The organism is Pseudomonas sp. IPO3774 (assembly GCF_013386835.1).
Taxonomy (GTDB): domain Bacteria; phylum Pseudomonadota; class Gammaproteobacteria; order Pseudomonadales; family Pseudomonadaceae; genus Aquipseudomonas.
The window spans coordinates 159,673-181,850 of sequence record NZ_JACAQY010000005.1 but is presented as its reverse complement, the minus strand read 5'-3'; the positions used below and the strand labels follow the sequence as shown (position 1 = coordinate 181,850).

The following is a 22,178-nucleotide window of genomic DNA, read 5'->3' as shown; positions in this document are numbered from 1 at the left end:
GTTTTCAGGCCTGGTTGAGCTGGGCTTTGAGTAAATCGCGGAAGGTCTGGATCAGGGGTTCGCGGCTGCGGCCCCGGCGCATGATCATCGAGAACGGCGCCTGGTAACCAAAGGTCGCCGGCAGCAGTACCCGCAAATCCCCTTTGTCGGCCCAGGCCTGGGCGTAGTGCTCCGGGAGGTAGCCGATGTAGGCGCCGGACAGCACCAGGATCAATTGCGCCTCCATACTTTCCACCGTGGCGGCGCTGTGCTTGAAGCCGTGACGCGCCAGTTCGGCCTGGCTCCAGTAACCACGACCGACCATGCGTTGCTGGGTGATGACTTGTTCGGGAATGCGCCGCTCGTTGAACAATGGGTGACGGGTGCTGCAATACAGCCAGTGCTGTTCGCGGTACAGCGGCATATAGATCAGCCCGCTCATCCGGTTGGAAAACGCACCGATGGCCAGGTCCAGGCGATTGTCCTGGACGCCGAGTTGCAACTCGTAAGGACTCATCACCGACAGGTGCAAATGCACCGCCGGGTGTTCCTGACTGTAGGCGCCGATCACTTCGGCAAACGGCAAGGCCTTGTCGCTGACGGTGGAGTCGAGTACGCCGAGTTTCAGGGTGCCGCGCAGTTCGCCTTTGAGCGCGGCGGCGTATTGCTCGAAGCCTTCCAGCTCGCCCAGCAGGCGCAGGGTTTCCTGATGGAACAACTCGCCCTTGCTGGTGAGGCTGAACCCGCCCCGCCCGCGATGGCACAGCACCAGGCCCAACGCGGCTTCCAGCTGGCTCATGTAAGTGCTGATGGCCGAGGTCGACAGGTTGAGTTCGTGCTGGGCATTGGCGAAACCCTGGTGCCGCACGACGCTGACGAAGATGCGCAGGAGTTTCAGGTCGGGCAAGGCGTTGGCCATGGGCTCTCCAGAGGCAAACATAAAACCTGTGGGAGCGGGCTTGCTCGCGAATGCGGTGGATCAATCGAACCCTCCGTGACTGACACACCGTATTCGCGAGCAAGCCCGCTCCCACATTTGAACCGAGTTTACCTCAGGCATTAGTTTAGAAAAATCTGAACTAAGTATTTGCCCCTGCCGATTCTTCCCTTCCCATGCATTTCGCAGAATCGGCTTCTAATAAACAAAACGATGAGGCAATCCCGTGGACAAGATTTTCCACCAACCACTGGGCGGCAACGAAATGCCGCGCTTCGCCGGCATCGCCACCATGATGCGTCTTCCCCATCTGCAATCGGCCAAGGGCCTGGATGCCGCCTTCGTCGGCGTGCCCCTGGACATCGGCACCTCCCTGCGTGCCGGCACCCGTTTCGGGCCGCGGGAAATTCGCGCCGAATCGGTGATGATCCGCCCTTACAACATGGCCACCGGCGCCGCGCCGTTTGACTCGCTGTCGGTTGCCGACATCGGCGACGTGGCGATCAACACCTTCAACTTGCTGGACGCTGTGCGCATCATCGAAGAAGCCTACGACGAGATCCTCGAACACAACGTGATCCCGATGACCCTGGGCGGTGACCACACCATCACCCTGCCGATCCTGCGGGCGATCCACAAGAAACACGGCAAGGTCGGGCTGGTGCACATCGATGCCCACGCCGACGTCAACGACCACATGTTCGGCGAGAAAATCGCCCACGGCACCACCTTCCGGCGCGCGGTGGAAGAAGGCTTGCTGGATTGCGACCGCGTGGTGCAAATCGGCCTGCGCGCCCAGGGCTACACCGCCGAAGACTTCAACTGGAGCCGCAAACAGGGCTTCCGTGTGGTCCAGGCCGAAGAATGCTGGCATCACTCGCTGGCGCCCCTGATGGCTGAAGTGCGCGAGAAAGTCGGCGGTGGCCCGGTGTACCTGAGCTTCGACATCGACGGCATCGACCCAGCCTGGGCGCCCGGCACCGGCACCCCGGAAATCGGTGGCTTGACCACGATCCAGGCGATTGAAATCATCCGCGGCTGCCAAGGCCTGGATCTGATTGGTTGTGACCTGGTAGAAGTTTCGCCGCCGTACGACACCACCGGCAACACCTCGCTGCTGGGCGCCAACCTGCTGTACGAAATGCTCTGCGTATTGCCGGGCGTGGCGCACCGCTGATGAGCGCCCAGGCCGAGGTATTAAAAGCCGCGGCCGACCTGGTGTCGGCCTTCGCCCGCAATGATCGCGACGCCTACTTCGGTGCGTTCAGTGCCGATGCCAGCTTCGTGTTCTACACCCTCCCCCAGCCGCTGCTGAGTCGCGATGCCTACCAGGTGTTGTGGGACAGCTGGCGCCGGGACGAGGGATTTGAGGTGCTTTCCTGCACCTCAAGCAACGCTTTCGTCAGCCTGCACGGTGACGTCGCGGTATTTGTGCATGACGTGGCCACCGAGCTGCGCATGAACGGGGAGCAATTCTTTAGCCAGGAACGCGAGACCATTGTCTTCAAGCGGCAAGGGGATCGCACACAACAAAAAGAAGGCCTGTGGCTGGCCTGTCACGAACATTTGTCCGCTATGCCGGAAGGGCTGCCGCCCCATTAGCCAATGTGATCGGAGCAGATCATGAATAATAAAAACAACGAAAACAGTATTCGCAACATAGAAACCAACGGCGTCGAACAGATCCCGGACCACGAACGTACCGCCGGGCCGAAGGATTTGTTTCGCCTGATTTTCGGCGGTGCCAACACCTTCGCCACCGCCGTGCTGGGGAGCTTTCCGGTGCTGTTTGGCTTGTCGTTCCAGGCCGGCGTCTGGGCGATTGTGCTGGGCGTGCTGGTGGGTGCGGTGATCCTCGCCCCCATGGGTCTGTTCGGTCCGATCAATGGCACCAACAACGCCGTGTCTTCCGGTGCGCATTTTGGTGTGCACGGGCGGATTGTCGGCTCGTTCCTGTCGCTGCTGACCGCTATCGCGTTCTTTTCACTGTCGGTGTGGAGTTCAGGCGATGCACTGGTGGGCGGTGCGAAACGGCTGGTGGGCTTGCCGGAAACCGACCTGACCCTGGGCCTGGCCTACGGCGTCTTCGCCATTCTCGTGCTGACTGTGTGCATCTACGGCTTTCGCTTCATGCTGTGGGTCAACCGCATCGCAGTGTGGGCGGCGAGCCTGCTGTTCCTGCTGGGGATCTTCGCCTTCGCGCCGGCCTTCGACAGCCACTTCGCCGGCACCGTTGCCCTCGGCCAGACCGGCTTCTGGGCGGCGTTTATCGGTGCAGCACTGGTGGCCATGAGCAACCCGATTTCCTTCGGCGCGTTCCTCGGTGACTGGTCGCGCTACATCCCGCGGGAAACCTCGAAGGTGCGGATCATGCTGGCGGTGGTGTTCGCGCAGATCGCCACCCTGATCCCGTTCCTGTTCGGCTTGGCCACCGCGACCATCGTGGCAGTCAAGGCACCGGACTACATCGCGGCCAACAACTATGTCGGCGGCCTGCTGGCGGTGGCACCGAGCTGGTTCTTCCTGCCGGTGTGCCTGATCGCGGTGATCGGCGGCATGTCCACCGGCACCACCTCGCTGTATGGCACCGGCCTGGACATGTCCAGCGTATTCCCGCGCCTGCTGTCCCGGGTCAAGGCGACGCTGCTGATCGGGGTGATGTCGATTGCCTTCATCTTTATCGGACGTTTCGCCGCCAACCTGGTGCAGAGCGTGTCGACCTTCGCCGTGCTGATCATCACCTGCACCACGCCGTGGATGGTGATGATGATCATCGGCCTGATCGTGCGCCGGGGTTACTACTGCCCGGATGACCTGCAAGTGTTCACTCGCGGCGAAACCGGCGGGCGCTACTGGTTCAGCCATGGCTGGAACTGGCGCGGCCTGGGGGCCTGGATCCCGAGTGCGCTGGTGGGCCTGTGCTTCGTCAACCTGCCGGGGCAGTTTGTCGGGCCGCTGGGCAACCTCGCCGACGGCATCGACATCAGCTTGCCGGTGACCCTGGGCCTGGCCTCGCTGGTGTACCTGACACTGCTTCGCGTGTTCCCTGAACCGGCTGCCGTCTACGGGCCGACTGTGGCGAGGGAGCCTGCTCCCGTTCGACTGCGCAGCAGTCGCGAGGCCGCCTGATGAATTGCATGGAATGGATTGGGGCTGCCGCGCAGCCCAGCGGGAGCAAGCTCCCTCGCCACACAGCCCCCTTTAGCCCCACATAAAAAAGATAATCGGAGACTCGCCGTCATGGCCTTAGATCTATTCGTCGTCCTCATCTACGCCGCCGGCATGCTGGTGCTCGGCTACTACGGCATGCGCCGCGCCAAGACCCATGAAGACTACCTGGTGGCCGGCCGCAACCTCGGCCCGACGCTGTACATGGGCACCATGGCCGCTACGGTGCTGGGCGGTGCGTCCACCGTCGGCACCGTGCGCCTGGGCTATGTACATGGTATTTCCGGTTTCTGGCTGTGCGCCGCGCTGGGCGCGGGGATCATTGCGCTGAACCTGTTCCTGGCCAAGCCGCTGCTGAAACTGAAAATCTTCACCGTGACCCAGGTCCTGGAGAAACGCTACAACCCCATGGCCCGCCAGGCCAGTGCGGTGATCATGCTGGCCTACGCGCTGATGATCGGCGTGACCTCGATCCTGGCCATCGGCACCGTGCTGCAAGTGTTGTTCGACCTGCCGTTCTGGATGTCGGTATTGGTAGGCGGTGGCGTGGTGGTGGTGTACTCGACCATTGGCGGCATGTGGTCGCTGACCCTGACCGACATCGTGCAGTTCGTGATCAAGACGGTCGGCCTGATGTTTATCCTGCTGCCAATCTGTCTGTACCGCGTCGGCGGTTGGGATGAATTGGTGGCCAAGCTGCCCGCGTCGAATTTCAGCTTCACTGAAATCGGCTGGGACACCATCATCACCTACTTCATGATCTACTTCTTCGGCATCCTGATCGGCCAGGACATCTGGCAACGGGTGTTCACCGCCCGTGACGAAAAGGTCGCCCAGTACGCAGGCACCTTCGCCGGTTTCTACTGCATCCTCTACGGCCTGGCCTGTGCGCTGATCGGCATGGCCGCCCACGTACTGATCCCGGACCTGGACAACGTCAACAATGCGTTCGCCGCCATCGTCAAAGTCTCGCTGCCCGACGGTATCCGCGGCCTGGTGATCGCCGCTGCACTGGCCGCGATGATGTCCACCGCCAGCGCCGGCTTGCTCGCCGCTTCCACCGTATTGACCGAAGACCTGCTGCCGCGCCTGCGTGGTGGCAAGCAGTCAAGCTTGAAGATCAACCGTCTGTTTACCTTGCTGACCGGTATCGCTGTGTTGGGTATCGCGCTGGTGGTGAGTGATGTGATCAGCGCACTGACCCTGGCATACAACCTGTTGGTGGGCGGCATGTTGATCCCGCTGATCGGGGCGATTTTCTGGAAGCGTGCGACAACTTCCGGGGCGATCACCTCCATGACCCTGGGTTTTGTGACCGCGCTGGTGTTCATGATCAAGGATGGTTTGGACGCCAATACGCCGATCTACTACAGCCTGGGTGTGGGCCTGGTGAGTTTTGTGCTGGTGAGCTTGCTGTCCCGTCGTCCGGAGGCTGTTGCGGCTCGGGCGATCTGAAAAAACAGTTGAAAGAAGCTTTCTTCAGCGGGTGCGACGTCGGATGTCGCACCCGTTTTTTTATTCCCACATTGCCGAAACCGCCGGCGCTCTGGCCTGGATGACTTCCTGGACCAAAGACGCCCATACCAATCCCTGCGTGGTGCCCCCGGCATAAGTTGCCCCCGCGACAATGCGGTTGTAGGCGGACCAATGCACGATTGAAAGTCCATCTGCGGTGCCGGGCCTGGCACATTCGATTTGTTGCAAGTCGCCACGTTCGATTGCGCGGCTGCAGGACTTTGGAAAGTGTCGAGAAACGGCAGCCAGGCACGCCGCCCGTATCTGTTCCTTGTACTGCGGCGTCGAATCGGGCGGCACCTGCCCGGCGGAGACAAGGATGCAGTTCCCGTCCAGGCGGCAATTCATGACGCCGATTGGCCGGTCGTACTGCAGCTTGAGTCCGCGCATGTCGACACCTTCATCATCAACGGCGCGCAGCTTGAAAAACCAGCCAATGATCGGGATGACCTCTGGCTCGTCCACCCCCATGGCCGTGACGACAAAGTGCTCTCTACTCAGATCGGCAATTTGGACCGGACTCAGGTGCCGTGGCAGGAACTCAACCCCTGAGCGCTGCAAAAGCGTCACCATCTCATCCATTAAATGGATAAATTCCAGATCGTAGCCCGACACCTCAATCGCCCGCCCGACCTCGGGAACTCCATACATTGCCTGAAATTGCAGCTGACTGATCTCTGCAAGCTCTCGCCCCGGCTTGCCACTCGGCCAAGGCCTGTTTTCAATATCCCGTTGCTCGCGGATCGCGGCCTCCGTGCCACTGGAGTCGTCCACATAGGCTCGTACAATTCGCGATCGTGCAAATCGTGCCAGCGATGGGTTGTCGGCCAGGAATTTTTCAAACAGCTCGATGCCTGCGCGATTGCACTCAATGGCCAGGTACTGATTTGCGGGAGTCAGGTAATCGTTAGGCAGCGGTTTTGCAGTCGTCTCCGTTGCCGACAGATGACGCATGTTCACCTGCTTGTGACTGGCACCATCGCGCTGCTGATTTCCTCCATAAACCGTGACCTGATAATTTGCCAGGCGGAACATCACGGCTTGGAGCAGCCCGTTGATACCTCTGCCGATGATCGACACACGCGGCGCACCGGCATCGGCTTGCCGAGAGGGGATCGCCAATGAGTGTGCGAGTTTGCGCCGGACAAGGCCGCGCAAGGCCATCAAGCTCAGTTGCACCGAGACCGCATAGTCGAGGTCGCAATGGCAGGCTTCGGTGGTGGCCGCCTGTGTGGTCAGCGTCGCCGGCTTGTACCACGTGGAGACACTGCAGCCGAGCGCTTGTGTGCGCACCCGAAACGCATCCAGTGTCCTGGGGCCGTAGTCCAATATGAGCTGGATATCTTCGGAGACTGCCAGGGTCTGCAACGCATCGTCGCTAAAGACATCCGGCTTGGCGACACAGACAAGGCGAGCCTTTCTGTGCAGGCACTGAATGAGGGTCCGATCAATGCGATAAATGGATTCATCATTCAGGGATAAGCATAGGGCGACTGCATTGGCCCCCTCGAGCGCCTCAAGCCAGTCGTCAACCAATGAAACCCTACAATCGGAAGAGGCTTTCCCGAAACTGTCCGACACTCGATCGCGTCGATCCAACACCTTAATCCGAACATCCGGATCTCGAGCAAGCAACAACTTAACAAGCTCTTTCCCTACATTGCCGTATCCCAGTACACAGATGTCATGGGGCAAGGAGCCATCGGCCAGCGTCAGCCAGTGCGCAATATAGGCAGCAACATGCGGCGCATTGACCCCTGGCGTGTTAATCACTCGAACATTGTTGCGCTCGCACAGATCCAATCGGATCTTATCCAGACTTGTACCTCTGCGGACCAAATAGAGTTCGCCAAATGGGTGGGATATACGCCATTGGTTGATGACGTCGGCATCAATAACCTGGTCTGCGACAACGAGCGTTGATGGGCGCAGCAGTGCAATCTGTATAAGCAGAGCCTGCTTGGTTAACGTCGGCGGGAAAAACACCACGTTGCCGGGTGCATCAGCTTTCCAGCCACGCGATGCAGGGGCGATATGCAAGATGTTTTCGGTGGTGGCAATAAGTGACGCGGCGACTGGCGGAACGGAAGAGAACATCATGGTTTTGTCTCCAACAGTTCTGACTGGCTCCTACTCCGGAGAGCGCAACTCAATGAAGTTGGGGGCTTGCAAGAACTGCAAACGCTACAAATCTTTTCGTGATGAAACTCAACCTACGCCTATCCTATTAATCAAATAAGCCCGTCGACTCTGACAAACAGGTAGTCCAATTCCGATACTTAATGGCAAAACTCGACTGACGCGCACACGTCCGGACTACCAATCGGTATGACCGTGGCATTGTTAAATTAAATATTTGAAGGATTATTCCGAAAGCAGGTGTCTTGAGAAAACCACCAAACCCCGGAAATGAAAACGTCCGGCCAAAGCCAGACGAAGAATTGAAGTACACAGCAACGGGTCATGATCAATCATGACTCCAATACATAGGCAAACCACCTGGCCGCGCCCAAACAAACATGCTTGAGCGCTTTCCAGGACTTACCTGCGACGCGGGCGACGCTGCTCGTCATCGGTGCGGATTGGCACCGGTTGCAGCGGTGGCTCGATCAAGCCGAGTGCGACGCCGAGGTCGTGCAGCCAGTTTTGCAGTTTCTCTTTCATGGTGCCCCCTTGGGGTAATGCCGAGCGGCTGGAATTCTGTGGCCGCTTCCTACAGATAGTAGTCTTAAGTCTTACGTATTGCTTGAACGAAACCACAACGAACTATTACTGAATTGATCAAAATCCTGACGGATCGTTCAAGCAATCGCTCGGGTTTCGGTTTCCGGTAGCACCTTGCCCTCCTGCTGCAGGTCAATCCACGCGTTGAGGTTAGCGCCGAGCATGCCCTTGCGCCACATCAACCAGGTGGTGGCGCTGGCAAAAGGCTCGGCCAGCGGATGAATGGACACGCTGTCCTTGCCCGGCAGGCTGTCGAGCATCGATTCCGACATCAACGCCACGCCGGAACCGGCGATTACACAGGCCAGCATGCCCTGGTAGGACTCGATCTCGATGGCCCGGCCCATGGCCACGCGATCGTGGGAAAACCAGGCTTCCAGGCGCGCCCGATAAGAACAACTGCGTCGGAAAGTGAACACCGAACGGCCGGCAACATCCTGCGGCCCACGCACCGGCGGATGATCCGCCTCGCAGATCAGCAGCAGGCGCTCTTCGCACAGCGGCACGCCGTCGAGGGTGGCCAGGGTCAACGGCCCATCCACCAATGCGGCGTCCAGGCGCCCGGTGATCAAGCCTTCCAGCAGTTCACCGCTGGGAGCTGACTGCACCTGCAGGTTCACCATCGGATACGCCTTGTGGTAACGCGCCAGCAGCTTGGGCAAATGAATCGCCGCCGTGCTGTACATGCTGCCGAGCACAAAGTCTCCAGCCGGTTGCCCGCCTTGCACCGCGCCATGGGCTTCGTCATGCAGGGCCAGCAGGCGCGCACTGTAGTCCAGCAGCACTTTGCCTGCAGGAGAAAGCTGCAAGCGCTGGCGCTCGCGCACGAACAGTTCGACGCCCAGTTGTTCTTCCATCTGTTTAAGCCGGGTCGACAGGTTGGACGGCACCCGGTGCAAGCGCTCAGCGGCACGGGTGATGGAGCCTTCCTCGGCCACGGCCTGGAAAATCCGCAATTGACTGAACTCCATCACCATTCTCCAAAACTGAACAAGTTACTCACTATTATTCATTTTTAAAGAAAGTCAATCCGCTTTAGCCTGATGGTCACTCGCTGCTCCCAGGAAAAACCACCATGTCACCGCTGATCCGCTTACTCGCCAGCTTTATCGCCCTGATGATGGCCATGGGCATAGGTCGATTCGCGCTCACCCCGCAAATGCCGCATTTGCTCAGTGAAGGGCAGATCGACCTGACCGGCGCCGGCCTGATTGCGGCGGCCAACTACCTGGGTTATTTCGTCGGTGCGGTGGATTCGATCTTTGCCCGCAGCCATCACCATGTACGCGGGCGTTTGTACGGCGGGCTGTGGCTGTGTGTGCTGCTGACCCTGGCGTCGTACTGGGCCCACGGGTTCTGGCCGCATCTGTTGTTGCGCTTTGGCACCGGTGTAGCCAGTGCCTGGGCGCTGGTGATGATTACCAGCCTGAGCCAGCCGCTGGCCATTGCGGCCGGACGCCCACGCCTGGGTGCGCTGGTATTTGCCGGGCCGGGGCTGGGAATTCTGTTGACCGGGTTGCTGGCGCTGGGCTCCAACCTGTTGGGGCAAGACTCTGCAACCTTGTGGCTGGTGTATGGGGTAGTCGCCCTGGTCATGCTGCTGGCAATCCTGCCGTTCCTGCCCAAGCCTTCCGCTGCCGACTCGCCCGTTGCCAGCCACACCGACGTGGCCAGCAACGGCAGCATCACACACCTGTGCTGGATCTACGTGTTGTATGGCCTTGGCTACATCATCCCGGCGACATTCCTGTCACAGATGGCCAGCGCGCAATTCAAGGGCGCATGGCAAGCAGACCTGTTCTGGCCCTGCTTTGGCCTGGCTGCCGCGATTGGCGTGGTGGCGGCAAGTTTGCGCCGCAAGGACCCGGACACCACCCGTCGCTGGCTGATGACAACCCTTTGGCTGCAAGCGGTCGGCGTGTTTGCCTGCCTGCTGGGCAACGGTTGGGGGCTGGCGCTGGGGGTATTGCTGTGCGGTGGGCCATTCCTGGCGTGCATGCAACTGGTGATGGCGCGCTTGCGTGAGGTCGCCCCCCACGGCTACCAGCGCAGCACCGGGTTGCTGACCGCCAGCTTTGCGATCGGCCAATTGAGCGGTCCGTTGCTGGCGTCGGTGAGCAGCCACCTCAGCGGTGGCCTGCAACCGGCGCTGGTGGTAGCAGGCGCCGGTTTGTTGGTGGCCGGATCGGTGCTGGTCAGCCGGCAACCATCGACACAGGCGCGCGAACCTGTTCACGCCGCGCCAACACCAGGAAAAACAGCCCACCCAGGAAGCAGCCGGTAAACCAGGCGAAATTGGCCATGCCCTGCAGCACCGGGGTGAAGGTAATCGCGACGCCCACCAGCGTCGCGGGCACCAGCGCCTTGACCGCCGTCCAGTTCACGCCGCCGTCAAAGTAGTAGCGCCCGCTCGGGCTGTCATCGAACAGCGCATCCACGTCGATCTTCTGTTTTTTGATCAGGTAGAAATCCACCAGCAGAATCCCGAACAACGGCCCGATAAACGCGGCGAGGATATCGAGGGTGTAGTGGATCATCAGCGGGTTGTTGAACAGGTTCCATGGGGTGATGAAGATCGAGGCCACCGCCGCAATCATTCCACCGGCACGCCAGCTGATTTTGCTCGGTGCCACGTTGGCGAAGTCAAAGGCCGGCGAGACGAAGTTGGCGACAATGTTGATGCCGATAGTCGCAGTGACAAAGGCGAACGCCCCCAGCAACACAGCCATGTCATTGTCGATGCGCGAAACGGTGGCAATCGGGTCGTGGAGCATTTCGCCGAACACCGGCAAGGTGCCCGAGACGATCACCACGGTGACCAGGGAGAACGCCAGGAAATTTACCGGCAAGCCCCAGAAATTTCCGCGACGCACGTCTTTCATCGTGCGGCAGTAGCGGCTGAAATCACCGAAGTTCAAGGTCGGCCCGGAAAAGTACGACACCACCAACGCGGTTGCCACGATGATTTGGCCAAACGCCTGCCAGCCTGAGAGGGATTTTTCCGCCAGGGTGAAGCTGATATTGGCCCAGCCAGCCTTCCAGACGATCCAGCCTGCCAGGGCAAACATCACCGCATAGACCACAGGCCCCGCCCAGTCGATGAAACGACGGATGGACTCCATGCCCGCCCAGAACACCAGCGCCTGGAGCGTCCACAGGCTGAGGAAACCGAACCAGCCCAGGTACGACAGGCCGGCAAAGTGCGGCTCTGCGTATACCGCCATCTGTGGGAAAAAGCGCAGCACCACGATGATCAATGCACTGGACGCCAGGTATGTCTGGATCCCGTACCAGGCCACTGCGATCAACCCACGAATCACCGCCGGGATATTCGCCCCGAATACCCCAAAGGCCAACCGGCAGATTACCGGGTACGGCACTGCCGCCTGCTGGCTCGGCTTGGCCACCAGGTTGGCGATCAATTGCACAATACAAATCCCGGCGAGCAAGGCGATCAATACCTGCCAACTGGCCAGCCCCAGGGCGAACAGGCTGGCGGCGAATACGTAGCCGCCGACGCTGTGCACGTCGCTCATCCAGAAGGCGAAGATGTTGTACCAGTTCCATTTTTGCGGCAGCGGTCCCAGGTCCTGGTTGTACAGGCGCGGGCTGTAGCCTTTTGGCAATTGTTCGGTCATCGCAGGGCTCCTCATAAATACCGGCCTGCCACCCGCGACGGGAGTGCGTACGGGAGGCGGCATGGTTTGTATACGAGTTGTTGAGCAGAATGCGTGCCAATGCAATAAAACTCGGCACAATCCCCCGTGGAGCTTGGCTCTTCAGGAGGCGTAGAGACGATTGAACGGTGGTGATTCGCTCAGGGATGGTGCAGGGCAATCCTGTACACAATCAATTGTGCACCCTGCGCGCACATTGATAGCCCACGGTGCAGCAAACGGCAGTCAGGAAGGTGCCCCAGGCGATGTCCATGAAGGCCAAACCGGCCGACCAGCCCTGCAGGGTTGCCCAATTGCTCAGGTCATAGGTGCCGTAGGCTACCAATCCCAGGAGTGCACCAAGCCGCGCGGCACGCTGCCAGCCGCCGCTCGCCAACGCAGGCAGGACGACAAGCACCACACAACCGAATACATAGAGGAGATAGAACGCCACGGCTGGGAACAGGCGCGGCTGATCAAGCATCAACGGGCCGAGCAGCGCTTTGTAGGTCGGGCCCATGAGGACACCGAGCCACAGGCCATCAAGCATCAGAAAGGCAAGCAACGTACCGAGGTAGGCGAAAAGCGTTTTTCTGGACATTGAGGCGGCCTTCTGCAGGAGCAAGCGTGCTCCTACAGAAGAGCAAACCGCGATCAGCTTAGTTCAATGCGATCCGCGTGGATCACGATGTGACCCTGCTTGTAGAGGGCGCCGATGGCCTTCTTGAAGTTGCCTTTGCTGACACCGAACAAACTGCTGATCAGTGCAGGGTCGCTTTTATCGCTGACCGGCAAGGTGCCGTTGTTGTCGCGCAACTTGGCGAGGATCTTCGAGTTCAGGCTGGAGGCCGCTTCTTCACCCACAGGCTGCAGGCTCAGGCTGATATTGCCGTCGGCGCGGATTTCCTTGATGAAGCCTTTCTCTTCCTTGCCCGGGCGCAGGAACTTGAACACTTCGTTCTTGTGGATCAGGCCCCAGTGCTTGTTGTTGATAATGGCCTTGAAGCCCATGTCGGTGGCTTCGGCCACCAGCAAGTCAACTTCCTGGCCGACCTTGTAGGTGGCCGGGGTCTTGTCCAGGTAGCGGTCAAGGCGTGCGGTGGCGGTGATGCGCTTGGTGTGTTTGTCGAGGTAGACGTGTACCACGCAATACTCACCGGCGGTCAGCTGGCGCTTTTCTTCGGAGTAAGGCAGCAGCAGATCCTTGGGCAGGCCCCAATCGAGGAATACACCGATACTGTTGACTTCAACCACTTTCAGACTGGCAAATTCACCCACCTGTACTTTTGGTTTTTCGGTGGTCGCGATAAGTTTGTCATCGCTGTCCAGATAAATGAAAACGTTGAGCCAGTCTTCATCTTCACTGGGAATATCTTTGGGGATATATCGGTTGGGCAAGAGGATTTCGCCCTCTTGATCACCATCCAGGTACAAACCAAAGTTAGTGTGTTTAACCACTTGCAAGCTGTTGTAGCGCCCGACTAAAGCCATCTCAAATACCCTCATTGCGTGGGCGGCATTCTACCCGAGTTGACGACGGCGGTCCCGCGTACCGGCGTACAGGCCTGAAAAATCATGGGTTTGCCGAGAAGCGCCCCGCTCGTCAGGTCATCGGGCTGAATCCGGCCAGTACCCACGGCCGGATTTCCTCGAGGGATTCGAGTTAAAACAGCAAGTTAGGTGAGTATTTCACTTAATAATCCAGGCGATTCATAAACCCTGCGTATATTTCAGGGGGATATTTGCCAAGCAATTGTCAAGCATTTCATGTACGATGCATGGCCAAGTTAATTTTCTACAGGTTAGTGGCCGCCATGCGCGTAAAAGCATCCAACAGCAAAGCAAAGCCAGCTCCCGCCGTTGAAACCAGCGAATCGATCAACAGCCAAATTGCTGCATTCCTCAAGCAGGGCGGCGAAATCCAGCAGATTGCCAAAGGCGTAAGCGGCCAGACTTTCGGCCCGTCCAAGCAGATCACCCTGGGTAAAAAGTAAGACTCGCGCATTACACCTGGTCCCTATGCGCTTTGCCTTTCAAGGCGCTAGGACTAGAGCCCGCACTACCCCCTGATACACCCCTTTATTACGCCAATCGACGAACGGGCCTCATCTGCGAACCATCGCCGGTATGCTTGCACACGTCTAGATCGGGCATTTGCCTGATATTTCCCGTTACTGCTCCTCGCTTTTCATGGAGTGAAGCATGCTCAAATCCTGCATATTCCTGGCCGGTGCCCTGTTGGCCAGCCCCCTCGCCGAAGCGCAGGTTTTCCAGCGTGAATTGGGTGATTTCGACCTGAAATTGGGCACGACACCCAGCCGAAGCATGGCTCAAGGCCTGGTAAAGCCCACGGCACCCGGGAGCGACTCGTTCCATGGCGGCCTGGACCTGAGCCACGGCAGCGGCCTGTACCTCGGCCAATTCTCACCGAGCATGGGCATTTCCCCTACCAGCAACCTGGAAGTCGACTCCTACCTGGGTTTCAAACGCCCCTTCGACCAGACCCTGGGTTATGAACTGGGGATGATTCACTACAGCTATCCCAAGCTGAGCCCCCTCGACAGCCAGGAGTTCTACGGCGGCCTGACCTTGCTGGGCAATCGCTTTGGCGCCTCCTTCAGCAACGACCCGGACCGGCAGGACAGCACCCTGTTCGCCGACCTCGGCGGCACCAAGCCGTTCGGCATCGGCGTCAGCATGAAATACACCACCCACCAGCTCGGCACCCCGGTCTCGGTGGCCGATGGCAGCTCGATCCGCAGCTTCAGCGACTGGTCGGTACAATTTTCCAGGCCATGGATGGGCGTCGACCTGAACCTGATCTACAGCGACTCCAGCCTCAGCGGCGGCGATTGCTCGGCCTACTCCGGACACAACTCGCAATGCGACGGGCTGTTGACCCTGAAGGCCGAGCGGGCGTTTTATTGATGGGCTGAACTGTCGCTGCCCTGACGGGTTCAGATGCAATACTCTCGTCTGCGCAAGGACTCGCTCATGCTGCGTCGGTTAAAATTTCTGGTGATGTTGCTGACCCTCAGCCTGGTGCTTGCCGGCTGCAATCGGGTGGGCCTGGCCTATCGCAATCTGGATGTGATCATCCCCTGGACCCTCAGCGACTACCTGGAAATGAACGCCGGGCAGAAGAGCTGGTTCAACGACACACTCAAGGAACACCTGGCCTGGCATTGCACCACACAATTGCCGGGCTACCTGGACTGGCTCGATCGCCTGCAACAGATGGTCGACACCAACCAGGTGACTGACGCCGCCCTGCAAACCCGTACCGCCGAAGCCAAACAAGCCATTGCCGAGAGCGCCCGTGCGATCACGCCGTCCGCCGTCGAGCTACTGCAGGGGCTGGACGACCAGCAAGTACAGGATATGGAGCAAGCGTTCGCCAAGGACCTGCGCAAGCGTCAGGACGAATACCTGAAACCGCCCCTCGAGCAGCAGATCAAGGAACGCGCCGAGCGCATGAACAAGCGCCTCGATGCGTGGCTCGGGCCGTTAAGTGCCAGCCAGCAGAATCGCGTCACCGCCTGGTCGATCGCCTTGGGTGAGCAGAACCAACAATGGATTGGCAACCGCGCCCACTGGCAAACACTATTTATTGCAGCCGTCAAAGACCGCCACAGCAGCGATTTCCCACAGAAGATCGAGCAACTGCTGGTGAACCGCGAAAGCCTGTGGACGCCGGAATATCGCCAGGCCTACGCCCAGACCGAAGCCGCTGCCCGCAGCCTGATCGTCGACCTGATGGCGGAAAGCACCGTGCAACAACGCCAGAAGCTGACACAAAAGATCGACAAGGTGCGCAGCGACTTCAAGGCCCTTAAATGCCTGAAGGCTGGCACCCCATAGTCATCAGGCAATCTGTGGTTTGGAAGCCAGTTCATCAAACGTCGCCGGATCCAGAGCATCCGCCTGCTCGTCCAGCACCTGACGCGGGTGATTATCACCGGGGATACAGCTGTCGATCAGGCTCAGCAACTGTGAGCCGCGCTGGGTCAATTTGAAGTTCTCACCATTGCCGCACTCTTCCTCTGACCGCGACTCAATAAAGCCGTGCTTGAACAACAACGCCTCGTAATCCGCCGCGAGCTTTTTAAATTCATCGAGATTACCGATGGGCTCTCCGGCGGCGGCCCTTTTAGTCGCTTCTTCCTCGGCGTATTTGCGTGGGGCGAAGCTGGCGCCACCGTTCTGTACCTCATGCAGCAGTCGTTCGATCAAATCCCAATCGTAAGTCGTCATCCTGATTCCTCCTGAAGGCACACGAAATAGGCCCTTCAAAGGTGTGACATGCCGGACCCGTCGTCCGTTCAGCCTAGCGGACGGACGCGATTTCGCTGAACTTTTCAGTGCTCACGGCCCTCAACCGTTCATCACCGCCATGGAGGTCCGAATCATGAAAACCCTGCTGAATATGGCCGTCGCCGCCACGCTGCTTGCCGCCCTGCCCGCCTGGGCCTGCACGCCGGAAGAAGCCACCGCCAAACGTGAGCAACTGGCCAAGAAGGTGACCGAGCTCACCCAACAGAATCCAGAGAAGGCCAAGGAGATCAACGAAGAACTGCAGAACATGAAGCTGGAAACCGCCAGCGCAGACCTGCCCGACAAGTGCCAACTGATCGACCAGCGCCTCACGGAACTCAATGAGGCGACCGACAAAACTAAAAACTGAGGCGAAAAAAAACCGGACATTGTCCGGTTTTTTTATGGCTCAAGCCTTACTCGGCAGCCGGTGCTTCCGGCTTGCGGCGCTTCAGAGGCGCCATGCCGTCCTTGCTGACCAACGACAGGTTGTCGGTCTTTGGACGGTTGGCAATCTTGCGCTTGGTCGGCGACTTGGCACCGGCCTTCTTCTTGTCGCCCTTGGCGTCGACCTTTTTCTTCTTCACGCCAACGGCCTTGCCCGATGCCTTGACCTTCTTCGGCCCGCCGTAGGTGCCTTTGACTTCCTTGATGGTGCGGCGCTCGAACGACTGCTTCAAGTAGCGCTCGATGCTCGACATCAGGTTCCAGTCGCCATGGCAGATCAGCGAGATCGCCAGGCCATCGTTGCCGGCACGCCCGGTACGACCGATACGGTGCACGTATTCGTCGCCGCTGCGGGGCATATCAAAGTTGATCACCATGTCCAGGCCATCCACGTCCAGGCCGCGGGCGGCAACGTCGGTGGCGACCAGGATCTTCACGCCGCCTTGCTTGAGGCGGTCGATGGCCAGCTTGCGGTCCTTCTGGTCTTTCTCACCGTGCAGGACGAACGCCTTGTACTCCTGAGCCACCAGGCGACCGTAGATGCGGTCGGCCATGGCCCGGGTGTTGGTGAACACGATAGCCTTCTGATAGGTCTCGTTGGCCAGCAACCAGTTTAGGATCTGCTCTTTGTGCACGTTGTGGTCAGCAGTGATGATCTGCTGACGGGTGGTCGAGTTCAGGTCGCTGACGTTGTTGACCTGCAGGTGCTCAGGGTTGTTCAGGACCTTGGCGACCATGTCGCGCAGGGTCGAACCACCGGTGGTGGCCGAGAACAGCATGGTCTGCTGGCGGTTGACGCACTCTTGCACCAGGCGCTGCACGTCGTCGGCAAAGCCCATGTCGAGCATGCGGTCGGCTTCGTCGAGCACCAGGACTTCAACTTCCTTGAGGTCCAGGTTGCCGGCGTTCAGTTGTTCGATCATCCGGCCCGGGGTGCCGATCAGGATGTCCGGCACCTTGCGCAGCATGGCGGCCTGGACCTTGAAGTCTTCGCCGCCGGTGATCAGGCCGGACTTGATGAAAGTGAACTGCGAGAAGCGCTCCACTTCCTTCAAGGTCTGCTGGGCCAGTTCGCGGGTCGGCAGCAGGATCAGGGTCTTGATGCTGACACGGACTTTCGCCGGGCCGATCAGACGGTTAAGGATCGGCAGGACGAAAGCGGCAGTCTTGCCACTCCCGGTTTGAGCCGTCACCCGCAGGTCACGCCCTTCGAGCGCGAGCGGGATGGCCGCTGCTTGCACAGGCGTTGGCTCGACAAATTTAAGCTCGGCCACGGCTTTGAGCAGGCGTTCGTGCAGGGCGAATTGGGAAAACACGGGTGCTACCTCGAAGAAATACAAAAAAACAGCTGCATAGGGTAACGGTTTCGGGCGCCGAGGCCGAGTTTCTTTACGCGAACTGGGTTAATCAGGCGCTTTTTTGTCAGGGGATTTGTCCACAACCACAACTTTGACGTACTTAAATGCTCTAATCGGCCCGTCACGTCTTACAGAAGAATCGCGTTTACCCATGGATATCAAACAGCTCTGGCTCAACGTCAAAGACCTTTGGGGCACCCTCGACGAACACCCGCTGCTGCATTCCAGCCTTGCGCTGGTGGTGTTGCTGGTAGTGGCATTGCTGCTCGGACGAGTGGCCCGCTACCTCATCCTGCACGCCGTCAAGCTGCTGGGCCGGCAACCCGCGCTGCACTGGCTCAATGACCTGCGGCACAACAAAGTCTTCCACCGCCTGGCGCAGATGACGCCGTCGCTGGTGATCCAGTTCGGCCTGTACCTGGTGCCGGACCTGAGCAAGACCGCCACCCTGTTCATCGGCAATGTCGCCCTGGCGTTCACCATTCTGTTCATGGTGCTGGCGATCAGTGCACTGCTCAACGCCCTGCTGGACATCTATGCCCGCACCGAACACGCCCGCACCCGCTCGATCAAGGGCTATGTGCAGTTGGCGAAGATGGTGCTGTTCGTGTTTGGCGCAATCATCATCGTCGCCACGTTGATCGACCGCTCGCCACTGCTGCTGCTTTCCGGTCTGGGTGCAATGTCGGCGGTGATTCTGTTGGTCTACAAGGACACCCTGCTGTCGTTCGTCGCCAGTGTGCAACTGACCAGCAACGACATGCTGCGGGTCGGCGACTGGATCGAAATGCCCCAGGTCGGCGCGGACGGTGACGTGGTGGACATCACCCTGCACACCGTCAAAGTGCAGAACTTCGACAAGACCATCGTCTCGATTCCCACCTGGCGCCTGATGTCCGAGTCGTTCAAGAACTGGCGCGGCATGCAGGCCTCCGGTGGCCGGCGGATCAAGCGCAGCCTGTATATCGACGCCAGCGGCGTGCGTTTCATCCGCGACGACGAAGAGCTGAAGCTCACCCAGGTACACCTGCTGACCGACTACATGAGCCGCAAGAAGGCCGAGCTCAAGGCCTGGAACGAAGCCCAGGGCAATGTCGCGGCGATGTCCGCCAACCGCCGACGCATGACCAATATCGGCACCTTCCGCGCGTATGCCCTGGCCTATCTGAAAAGCCATCCGGAGATCCAGCCGAACATGACCTGCATGGTGCGGCAGATGCAGACCACCGCCCAGGGCATTCCGCTGGAGATCTACTGCTTCACCCGCACCACCGCGTGGGCCGACTACGAGCGGATCCAGGGCGATATCTTCGACTACCTGCTGGCGGTGCTGCCGGAATTTGGTTTGAGCCTGTACCAGCAGCCGAGCGGCGGTGACTTGCGGGCGGGGATGTTGCCGGCGGTGCTGGGGGCCAGTCACCTGCCCCCGGCGGAAAAGGCAGTGATGTAACAACAAAAAACGGCACAACCCGAGTTGTGCCGTTTTTTTTGCGTTGGACCTTACTTGACCTGACGCTGCGGCGCGCCGTGAACCATGGTGTAGGCGTAATCCACGCCCATGCCGTAAGCGCCGCTGTGCTCCTGTACCAGGCCCATCACCGCGTCGTAGGTTTCCTTGTGAGCCCAGTCACGCTGGTATTCCAACAGCACTTGCTGCCAGGTGACCGGTACCGCGCCCGCCTGAATCATCCGTTGCACCGACATGTCATGCGCTTCTTTGCTGGTGCCGCCGGAGGCGTCGGTGACGATGTACACCTCGTAGCCTTCGGCCAGGGCTTCCAGGGCCGGGAAGTTCAGGCACACCTCGGTCCACAGGGCCGCCATGATCAGCTTCTTGCGCCCGGTGGCCTTCACCGCAGCCACCAGCGCCTTGTCTTCCCAGGAGTTCATCGAGGTGCGCTCGATCGGCTGCTGGTCCGGGAACACGTCCAGCAGTTCCGGCCAGATGTAGCCGCTGAAGCTCTTGGTCTCAACCGAGGTCAGGATGGTCGGCACGTTGAAGATCTTCGCCGCCTTGGCCAGCGCCACCGTGTTGTTCTTCAGGGTCTGGCGATCGATCGACTGCACGCCAAAGGCCATCTGCGGCTGGTGGTCGATCAGGATCAGGGTGGAGTTGGCTGGGTTGAGCAATTCGCGAATAGACATGGTGACTTCCTTTTAATGGTTTCGATTCGGTAAGGGGTGCGTTCAGCGCCGCTGTGAAGCTTGGCTGGCGGCTTGGAAGTAACTTTATGGGATGGATAAAATCGAGACAATTACCTAAAATAGAGAATAATTGATTCTAAAAAAGGGACAATCATGGACCGTATCGAATGCATGCGGGCGTTTGTCGTCACGGTCGGCGAGAACGGCTTCGCGGCCGCCGCGCGAGCCATGGACGTACCGCGCTCAAAAGTCAGCAAACAGATTCAGGCGCTGGAAGAAGCCATAGGCGTGCAACTGCTTCAGCGCACCACCCGCAGCCTGCATTTGACGGAGGCCGGGGCCGAGTATTTTGAAGCTGCGCGTGAAGTACTGGCCGCCCTGGACGAAGCCGAACAGCGGGCCCGGGATGGTATCGGTGAGCTACGGGGAGTGTTGCGGGTCAATGCGCCGATGTCGTTCGGACTGCATCGCCTGGGAAGACTGATTCCGCTGTTCCATGAACAGCATCCGCATATCGAGCTGCAACTGGTGCTCAGCGACCAACAGGTCGACCCGGTACGCGGTGGTTTCGACGTGACTATCCGCATCGCCAGCATGCCCGACTCAACGATGATCGCCCGCCAGTTGGCACCTGCGCCACGGATCATGGTGGCTGCGCCAGCCTACCTGGCACGCGCGGGCATACCGCAGACCCCGCAAGACCTGCGCCAGCACCAGTGCCTCAATTATGGGTATCTGCAAAGCGGCGTCAGCCTGCAATTGAGCAAGGGCCAGGAAACCCAGCGGGTCAACGTTACCGGCCCTCTGCACGCCAACAACGGCGACCTGCTGGCCCAGGCGGCAGAGGCCGGGATGGGCATCGCGCTGTTGCCGGACTTTATCGTCGAAGACGCCCTGAGCGCCGGGCGCCTGGTGCCGGTGCTCTGCGAATGGCAGGCGCCGGCAATCACCATCAATGCGGTTTATTCGTCAGCGCGACGCGTGCCGCAAAAGACCCGCGCATTCATTGATTTTTTGCTGACGCAATTGGCGCCGACGACCGCAGGCCCAGCCGGCTGATCCACACCGCCCCGAGAATCACCAACCCGCCCAGCAGCAACCTGCCTAACGGTTCATGCTGATTCCAGATCAGCAAGTTCAGCAACAACCCCACCGGCACATGCAGGTTGTTCATCACCGCCAATGTGCCACCGTTGACCAGGCAAGCGCCCTTGTTCCACCAGTACATGCCCAGTGCCGTGCTGACCAGCCCGAGGAATACCAGCACGCCCCACTGCAACGGCGCTTCCGGCAGGTAGTTGGCCTTGCCGAACATCAGGAACGCCGGCAACGGCAACGCCACCGCCAACGCGCCGAGGTAGAAGTAGCCAAAGCGCCGGTAATGCGGCAGATCGCTCGGATGACGGGCCACCAGATGCTTATAAAGCACCTGCCCGGCGGCGTAGGTGAAGTTGGCCAGTTGCAGCAGCAGGAAGCCCATGAAGAAGTTCGGGGTGATCTGGTCGAAGCGAATCACCGCTGCCCCCGCCACCGCCACCAGTGCGGCCACCAGCGCCCACGGGTTGAAGCGGCGGTTCAGGGCGTCTTCGATCAGGGTCACGTGCAACGGTGTCAGGATGGTGAACAGCAACACCTCCGGCACCGTCAGTACGCGAAAGCTCAGGTACAGGCACACGTAGGTCACGCCGAACTGCAGTGCGCCGATCAACAGCATGCCGCGTATGAACGCCGGCTCCACCGAGCGCCAGCGGGTCAGCGGGATAAACACCAGCCCGGCCAACAGTACACGCACCAGCACCGCGAAATAACTGTCGACGTGACCGGCCAGGTATTCGCCGATCAAGCTGAAGGAAAACGCCTGGATCAGCGTCACAACAAGTAGATAGCCCATGCTCGCCTCATTTTGAATGGGCGCGACATTAGCGGTTTTCCGCG

The 22,178-nt window shown here is 59.6% G+C and carries 22 protein-coding genes; 11 read left to right on the top strand and 11 right to left on the bottom strand.

All coding sequences use genetic code 11. The features are described from left to right. Positions 1-4: 4 nt before the first annotated feature. Positions 5-898 carry a LysR family transcriptional regulator gene (locus HYE77_RS02525; RefSeq protein ID WP_003210734.1) on the bottom strand — a complete coding sequence of 298 codons (894 nt, stop codon included), beginning with the start codon at positions 896-898 and terminating at the stop codon, positions 5-7. 244 nt (positions 899-1,142) lie between these two features. Between HYE77_RS02525 and speB the strand changes: the two genes are divergently transcribed. The 4 genes from speB to HYE77_RS02505 all read left to right on the top strand — a co-directional run bounded on the left by speB (position 1,143) and on the right by HYE77_RS02505 (position 5,539). Then, on the top strand, positions 1,143-2,093 hold the full coding sequence (gene speB / locus HYE77_RS02520; RefSeq protein WP_003210733.1) for an agmatinase: 951 nt from the start codon (positions 1,143-1,145) through the stop codon (positions 2,091-2,093). After that, positions 2,093-2,518 (top strand): nuclear transport factor 2 family protein, encoded by a 426-nt coding sequence (locus HYE77_RS02515; protein WP_003210732.1) that lies wholly within the window; start codon positions 2,093-2,095, stop codon positions 2,516-2,518. The genes speB and HYE77_RS02515 overlap by 1 nt, the downstream gene beginning before the upstream one ends. A 21-nt stretch (positions 2,519-2,539) precedes the next feature. Then, entirely contained in the window at positions 2,540-4,045 is a 1,506-nt protein-coding gene (locus tag HYE77_RS02510; protein ID WP_177028531.1) for a cytosine permease, read from the top strand. 111 nt (positions 4,046-4,156) lie between these two features. Next, positions 4,157-5,539: a sodium:solute symporter gene (locus HYE77_RS02505; protein ID WP_003210730.1), complete on the top strand. Its 1,383-nt coding sequence runs from the start codon at positions 4,157-4,159 to the stop codon at positions 5,537-5,539. A gap of 60 nt (positions 5,540-5,599) precedes the next feature. Here HYE77_RS02505 and HYE77_RS02500 read toward each other — a convergent pair whose 3' ends face one another. From HYE77_RS02500 to HYE77_RS02495, 3 genes are all read right to left on the bottom strand, one after another. Further along, positions 5,600-7,699, bottom strand: coding sequence for an FAD-dependent oxidoreductase (locus HYE77_RS02500; protein WP_177068363.1), 2,100 nt, complete (start codon positions 7,697-7,699; stop codon positions 5,600-5,602). A 441-nt stretch (positions 7,700-8,140) separates the two neighbouring features. Next, the gene (locus HYE77_RS32515; protein WP_003210728.1) at positions 8,141-8,263 is read right to left on the bottom strand and encodes a PA1414 family protein; all 123 of its coding nucleotides are present in this window, start codon (positions 8,261-8,263) and stop codon (positions 8,141-8,143) included. 137 nt (positions 8,264-8,400) lie between these two features. Next, positions 8,401-9,294 carry a LysR family transcriptional regulator gene (locus HYE77_RS02495; RefSeq protein WP_003210727.1) on the bottom strand — a complete coding sequence of 298 codons (894 nt, stop codon included), beginning with the start codon at positions 9,292-9,294 and terminating at the stop codon, positions 8,401-8,403. A 104-nt stretch (positions 9,295-9,398) separates the two neighbouring features. Between HYE77_RS02495 and HYE77_RS02490 the strand changes: the two genes are divergently transcribed. After that, complete coding sequence (locus HYE77_RS02490) at positions 9,399-10,607, top strand: MFS transporter (protein ID WP_177068362.1); 1,209 nt, start codon at positions 9,399-9,401, stop codon at positions 10,605-10,607. On the opposite strand, the gene HYE77_RS02485 is transcribed toward HYE77_RS02490, so the two are convergent. The 3 genes from HYE77_RS02485 to HYE77_RS02475 all read right to left on the bottom strand — a co-directional run bounded on the left by HYE77_RS02485 (position 10,519) and on the right by HYE77_RS02475 (position 13,470). Then, the gene (locus HYE77_RS02485) at positions 10,519-11,961 is read right to left on the bottom strand and encodes an NCS1 family nucleobase:cation symporter-1 (protein WP_087694816.1); all 1,443 of its coding nucleotides are present in this window, start codon (positions 11,959-11,961) and stop codon (positions 10,519-10,521) included. The genes HYE77_RS02490 and HYE77_RS02485 overlap by 89 nt on opposite strands. Positions 11,962-12,172: 211 nt before the next feature. Then, the gene (locus tag HYE77_RS02480; protein ID WP_008438163.1) at positions 12,173-12,580 is read right to left on the bottom strand and encodes a DUF2177 family protein; all 408 of its coding nucleotides are present in this window, start codon (positions 12,578-12,580) and stop codon (positions 12,173-12,175) included. A 53-nt stretch (positions 12,581-12,633) separates the two neighbouring features. Continuing rightward, positions 12,634-13,470, bottom strand: a complete 837-nt coding sequence (locus HYE77_RS02475) for a S1 RNA-binding domain-containing protein (protein WP_076014775.1) — start codon at positions 13,468-13,470, stop codon at positions 12,634-12,636. A 323-nt stretch (positions 13,471-13,793) separates the two neighbouring features. On the opposite strand from HYE77_RS02475, the gene HYE77_RS02470 reads away from it, so the two are divergent. The 3 genes from HYE77_RS02470 to HYE77_RS02460 all read left to right on the top strand — a co-directional run bounded on the left by HYE77_RS02470 (position 13,794) and on the right by HYE77_RS02460 (position 15,840). Beyond that, positions 13,794-13,973 carry a hypothetical protein gene (locus HYE77_RS02470; RefSeq protein WP_003210722.1) on the top strand — a complete coding sequence of 60 codons (180 nt, stop codon included), beginning with the start codon at positions 13,794-13,796 and terminating at the stop codon, positions 13,971-13,973. Positions 13,974-14,181: 208 nt separating this feature from the next. Next, complete coding sequence (locus tag HYE77_RS02465; protein ID WP_003210721.1) at positions 14,182-14,907, top strand: TorF family putative porin; 726 nt, start codon at positions 14,182-14,184, stop codon at positions 14,905-14,907. Positions 14,908-14,973: 66 nt separating this feature from the next. After that, a complete protein-coding gene (locus HYE77_RS02460) occupies positions 14,974-15,840 on the top strand; it encodes a DUF6279 family lipoprotein (protein ID WP_003210720.1) in 867 nt (288 codons plus the stop codon). Positions 15,841-15,843: 3 nt separating this feature from the next. Here HYE77_RS02460 and HYE77_RS02455 read toward each other — a convergent pair whose 3' ends face one another. Further along, positions 15,844-16,233, bottom strand: a complete 390-nt coding sequence (locus HYE77_RS02455) for a hypothetical protein (RefSeq protein WP_003210719.1) — start codon at positions 16,231-16,233, stop codon at positions 15,844-15,846. Positions 16,234-16,387: 154 nt separating this feature from the next. Between HYE77_RS02455 and HYE77_RS02450 the strand changes: the two genes are divergently transcribed. After that, positions 16,388-16,663, top strand: a complete 276-nt coding sequence (locus HYE77_RS02450; protein WP_102368338.1) for a hypothetical protein — start codon at positions 16,388-16,390, stop codon at positions 16,661-16,663. Positions 16,664-16,709: 46 nt separating this feature from the next. Here HYE77_RS02450 and HYE77_RS02445 read toward each other — a convergent pair whose 3' ends face one another. Next, positions 16,710-18,056 carry a DEAD/DEAH box helicase gene (locus HYE77_RS02445; protein WP_063034035.1) on the bottom strand — a complete coding sequence of 449 codons (1,347 nt, stop codon included), beginning with the start codon at positions 18,054-18,056 and terminating at the stop codon, positions 16,710-16,712. 193 nt (positions 18,057-18,249) lie between these two features. Between HYE77_RS02445 and HYE77_RS02440 the strand changes: the two genes are divergently transcribed. Beyond that, a complete protein-coding gene (locus HYE77_RS02440) occupies positions 18,250-19,548 on the top strand; it encodes a mechanosensitive ion channel family protein (protein WP_087694815.1) in 1,299 nt (432 codons plus the stop codon). Between the two features lie 50 nt (positions 19,549-19,598). On the opposite strand, the gene HYE77_RS02435 is transcribed toward HYE77_RS02440, so the two are convergent. Beyond that, on the bottom strand, positions 19,599-20,243 hold the full coding sequence (locus HYE77_RS02435; RefSeq protein ID WP_008437999.1) for a hydrolase: 645 nt from the start codon (positions 20,241-20,243) through the stop codon (positions 19,599-19,601). Positions 20,244-20,396: 153 nt separating this feature from the next. Between HYE77_RS02435 and HYE77_RS02430 the strand changes: the two genes are divergently transcribed. Further along, positions 20,397-21,302 carry a LysR family transcriptional regulator gene (locus HYE77_RS02430; RefSeq protein ID WP_032899700.1) on the top strand — a complete coding sequence of 302 codons (906 nt, stop codon included), beginning with the start codon at positions 20,397-20,399 and terminating at the stop codon, positions 21,300-21,302. Here HYE77_RS02430 and HYE77_RS02425 read toward each other — a convergent pair. Then, a complete protein-coding gene (locus tag HYE77_RS02425) occupies positions 21,247-22,134 on the bottom strand; it encodes a carboxylate/amino acid/amine transporter (RefSeq protein WP_177068361.1) in 888 nt (295 codons plus the stop codon). The genes HYE77_RS02430 and HYE77_RS02425 overlap by 56 nt on opposite strands. Positions 22,135-22,178: the final 44 nt, after the last annotated feature.

Bases quoted from the DNA above. Each gene is read 5' to 3' on its own strand.
- HYE77_RS02465 (WP_003210721.1), top strand. From the start codon at position 14,182: ATGCTCAAATCCTGCATATTCCTGGCCGGTGCCCTGTTGGCCAGCCCC.
- HYE77_RS02455 (WP_003210719.1), bottom strand. From the start codon at position 16,233: ATGACGACTTACGATTGGGATTTGATCGAACGACTGCTGCATGAGGTA.
- HYE77_RS02510 (WP_177028531.1), top strand. From the start codon at position 2,540: ATGAATAATAAAAACAACGAAAACAGTATTCGCAACATAGAAACCAAC.
- HYE77_RS02505 (WP_003210730.1), top strand. From the start codon at position 4,157: ATGGCCTTAGATCTATTCGTCGTCCTCATCTACGCCGCCGGCATGCTG.
- HYE77_RS02515 (WP_003210732.1), top strand. From the start codon at position 2,093: ATGAGCGCCCAGGCCGAGGTATTAAAAGCCGCGGCCGACCTGGTGTCG.
- HYE77_RS02495 (WP_003210727.1), bottom strand. From the start codon at position 9,294: ATGGAGTTCAGTCAATTGCGGATTTTCCAGGCCGTGGCCGAGGAAGGC.
- HYE77_RS02480 (WP_008438163.1), bottom strand. From the start codon at position 12,580: ATGTCCAGAAAAACGCTTTTCGCCTACCTCGGTACGTTGCTTGCCTTT.
- HYE77_RS02500 (WP_177068363.1), bottom strand. From the start codon at position 7,699: ATGATGTTCTCTTCCGTTCCGCCAGTCGCCGCGTCACTTATTGCCACC.
- HYE77_RS02440 (WP_087694815.1), top strand. From the start codon at position 18,250: ATGGATATCAAACAGCTCTGGCTCAACGTCAAAGACCTTTGGGGCACC.
- HYE77_RS32515 (WP_003210728.1), bottom strand. From the start codon at position 8,263: ATGAAAGAGAAACTGCAAAACTGGCTGCACGACCTCGGCGTCGCACTC.
- HYE77_RS02425 (WP_177068361.1), bottom strand. From the start codon at position 22,134: ATGGGCTATCTACTTGTTGTGACGCTGATCCAGGCGTTTTCCTTCAGC.
- HYE77_RS02460 (WP_003210720.1), top strand. From the start codon at position 14,974: ATGCTGCGTCGGTTAAAATTTCTGGTGATGTTGCTGACCCTCAGCCTG.
- HYE77_RS02490 (WP_177068362.1), top strand. From the start codon at position 9,399: ATGTCACCGCTGATCCGCTTACTCGCCAGCTTTATCGCCCTGATGATG.
- HYE77_RS02475 (WP_076014775.1), bottom strand. From the start codon at position 13,470: ATGGCTTTAGTCGGGCGCTACAACAGCTTGCAAGTGGTTAAACACACT.
- HYE77_RS02470 (WP_003210722.1), top strand. From the start codon at position 13,794: ATGCGCGTAAAAGCATCCAACAGCAAAGCAAAGCCAGCTCCCGCCGTT.
- HYE77_RS02525 (WP_003210734.1), bottom strand. From the start codon at position 898: ATGGCCAACGCCTTGCCCGACCTGAAACTCCTGCGCATCTTCGTCAGC.
- HYE77_RS02450 (WP_102368338.1), top strand. From the start codon at position 16,388: ATGAAAACCCTGCTGAATATGGCCGTCGCCGCCACGCTGCTTGCCGCC.
- HYE77_RS02485 (WP_087694816.1), bottom strand. From the start codon at position 11,961: ATGACCGAACAATTGCCAAAAGGCTACAGCCCGCGCCTGTACAACCAG.
- HYE77_RS02435 (WP_008437999.1), bottom strand. From the start codon at position 20,243: ATGTCTATTCGCGAATTGCTCAACCCAGCCAACTCCACCCTGATCCTG.
- HYE77_RS02430 (WP_032899700.1), top strand. From the start codon at position 20,397: ATGGACCGTATCGAATGCATGCGGGCGTTTGTCGTCACGGTCGGCGAG.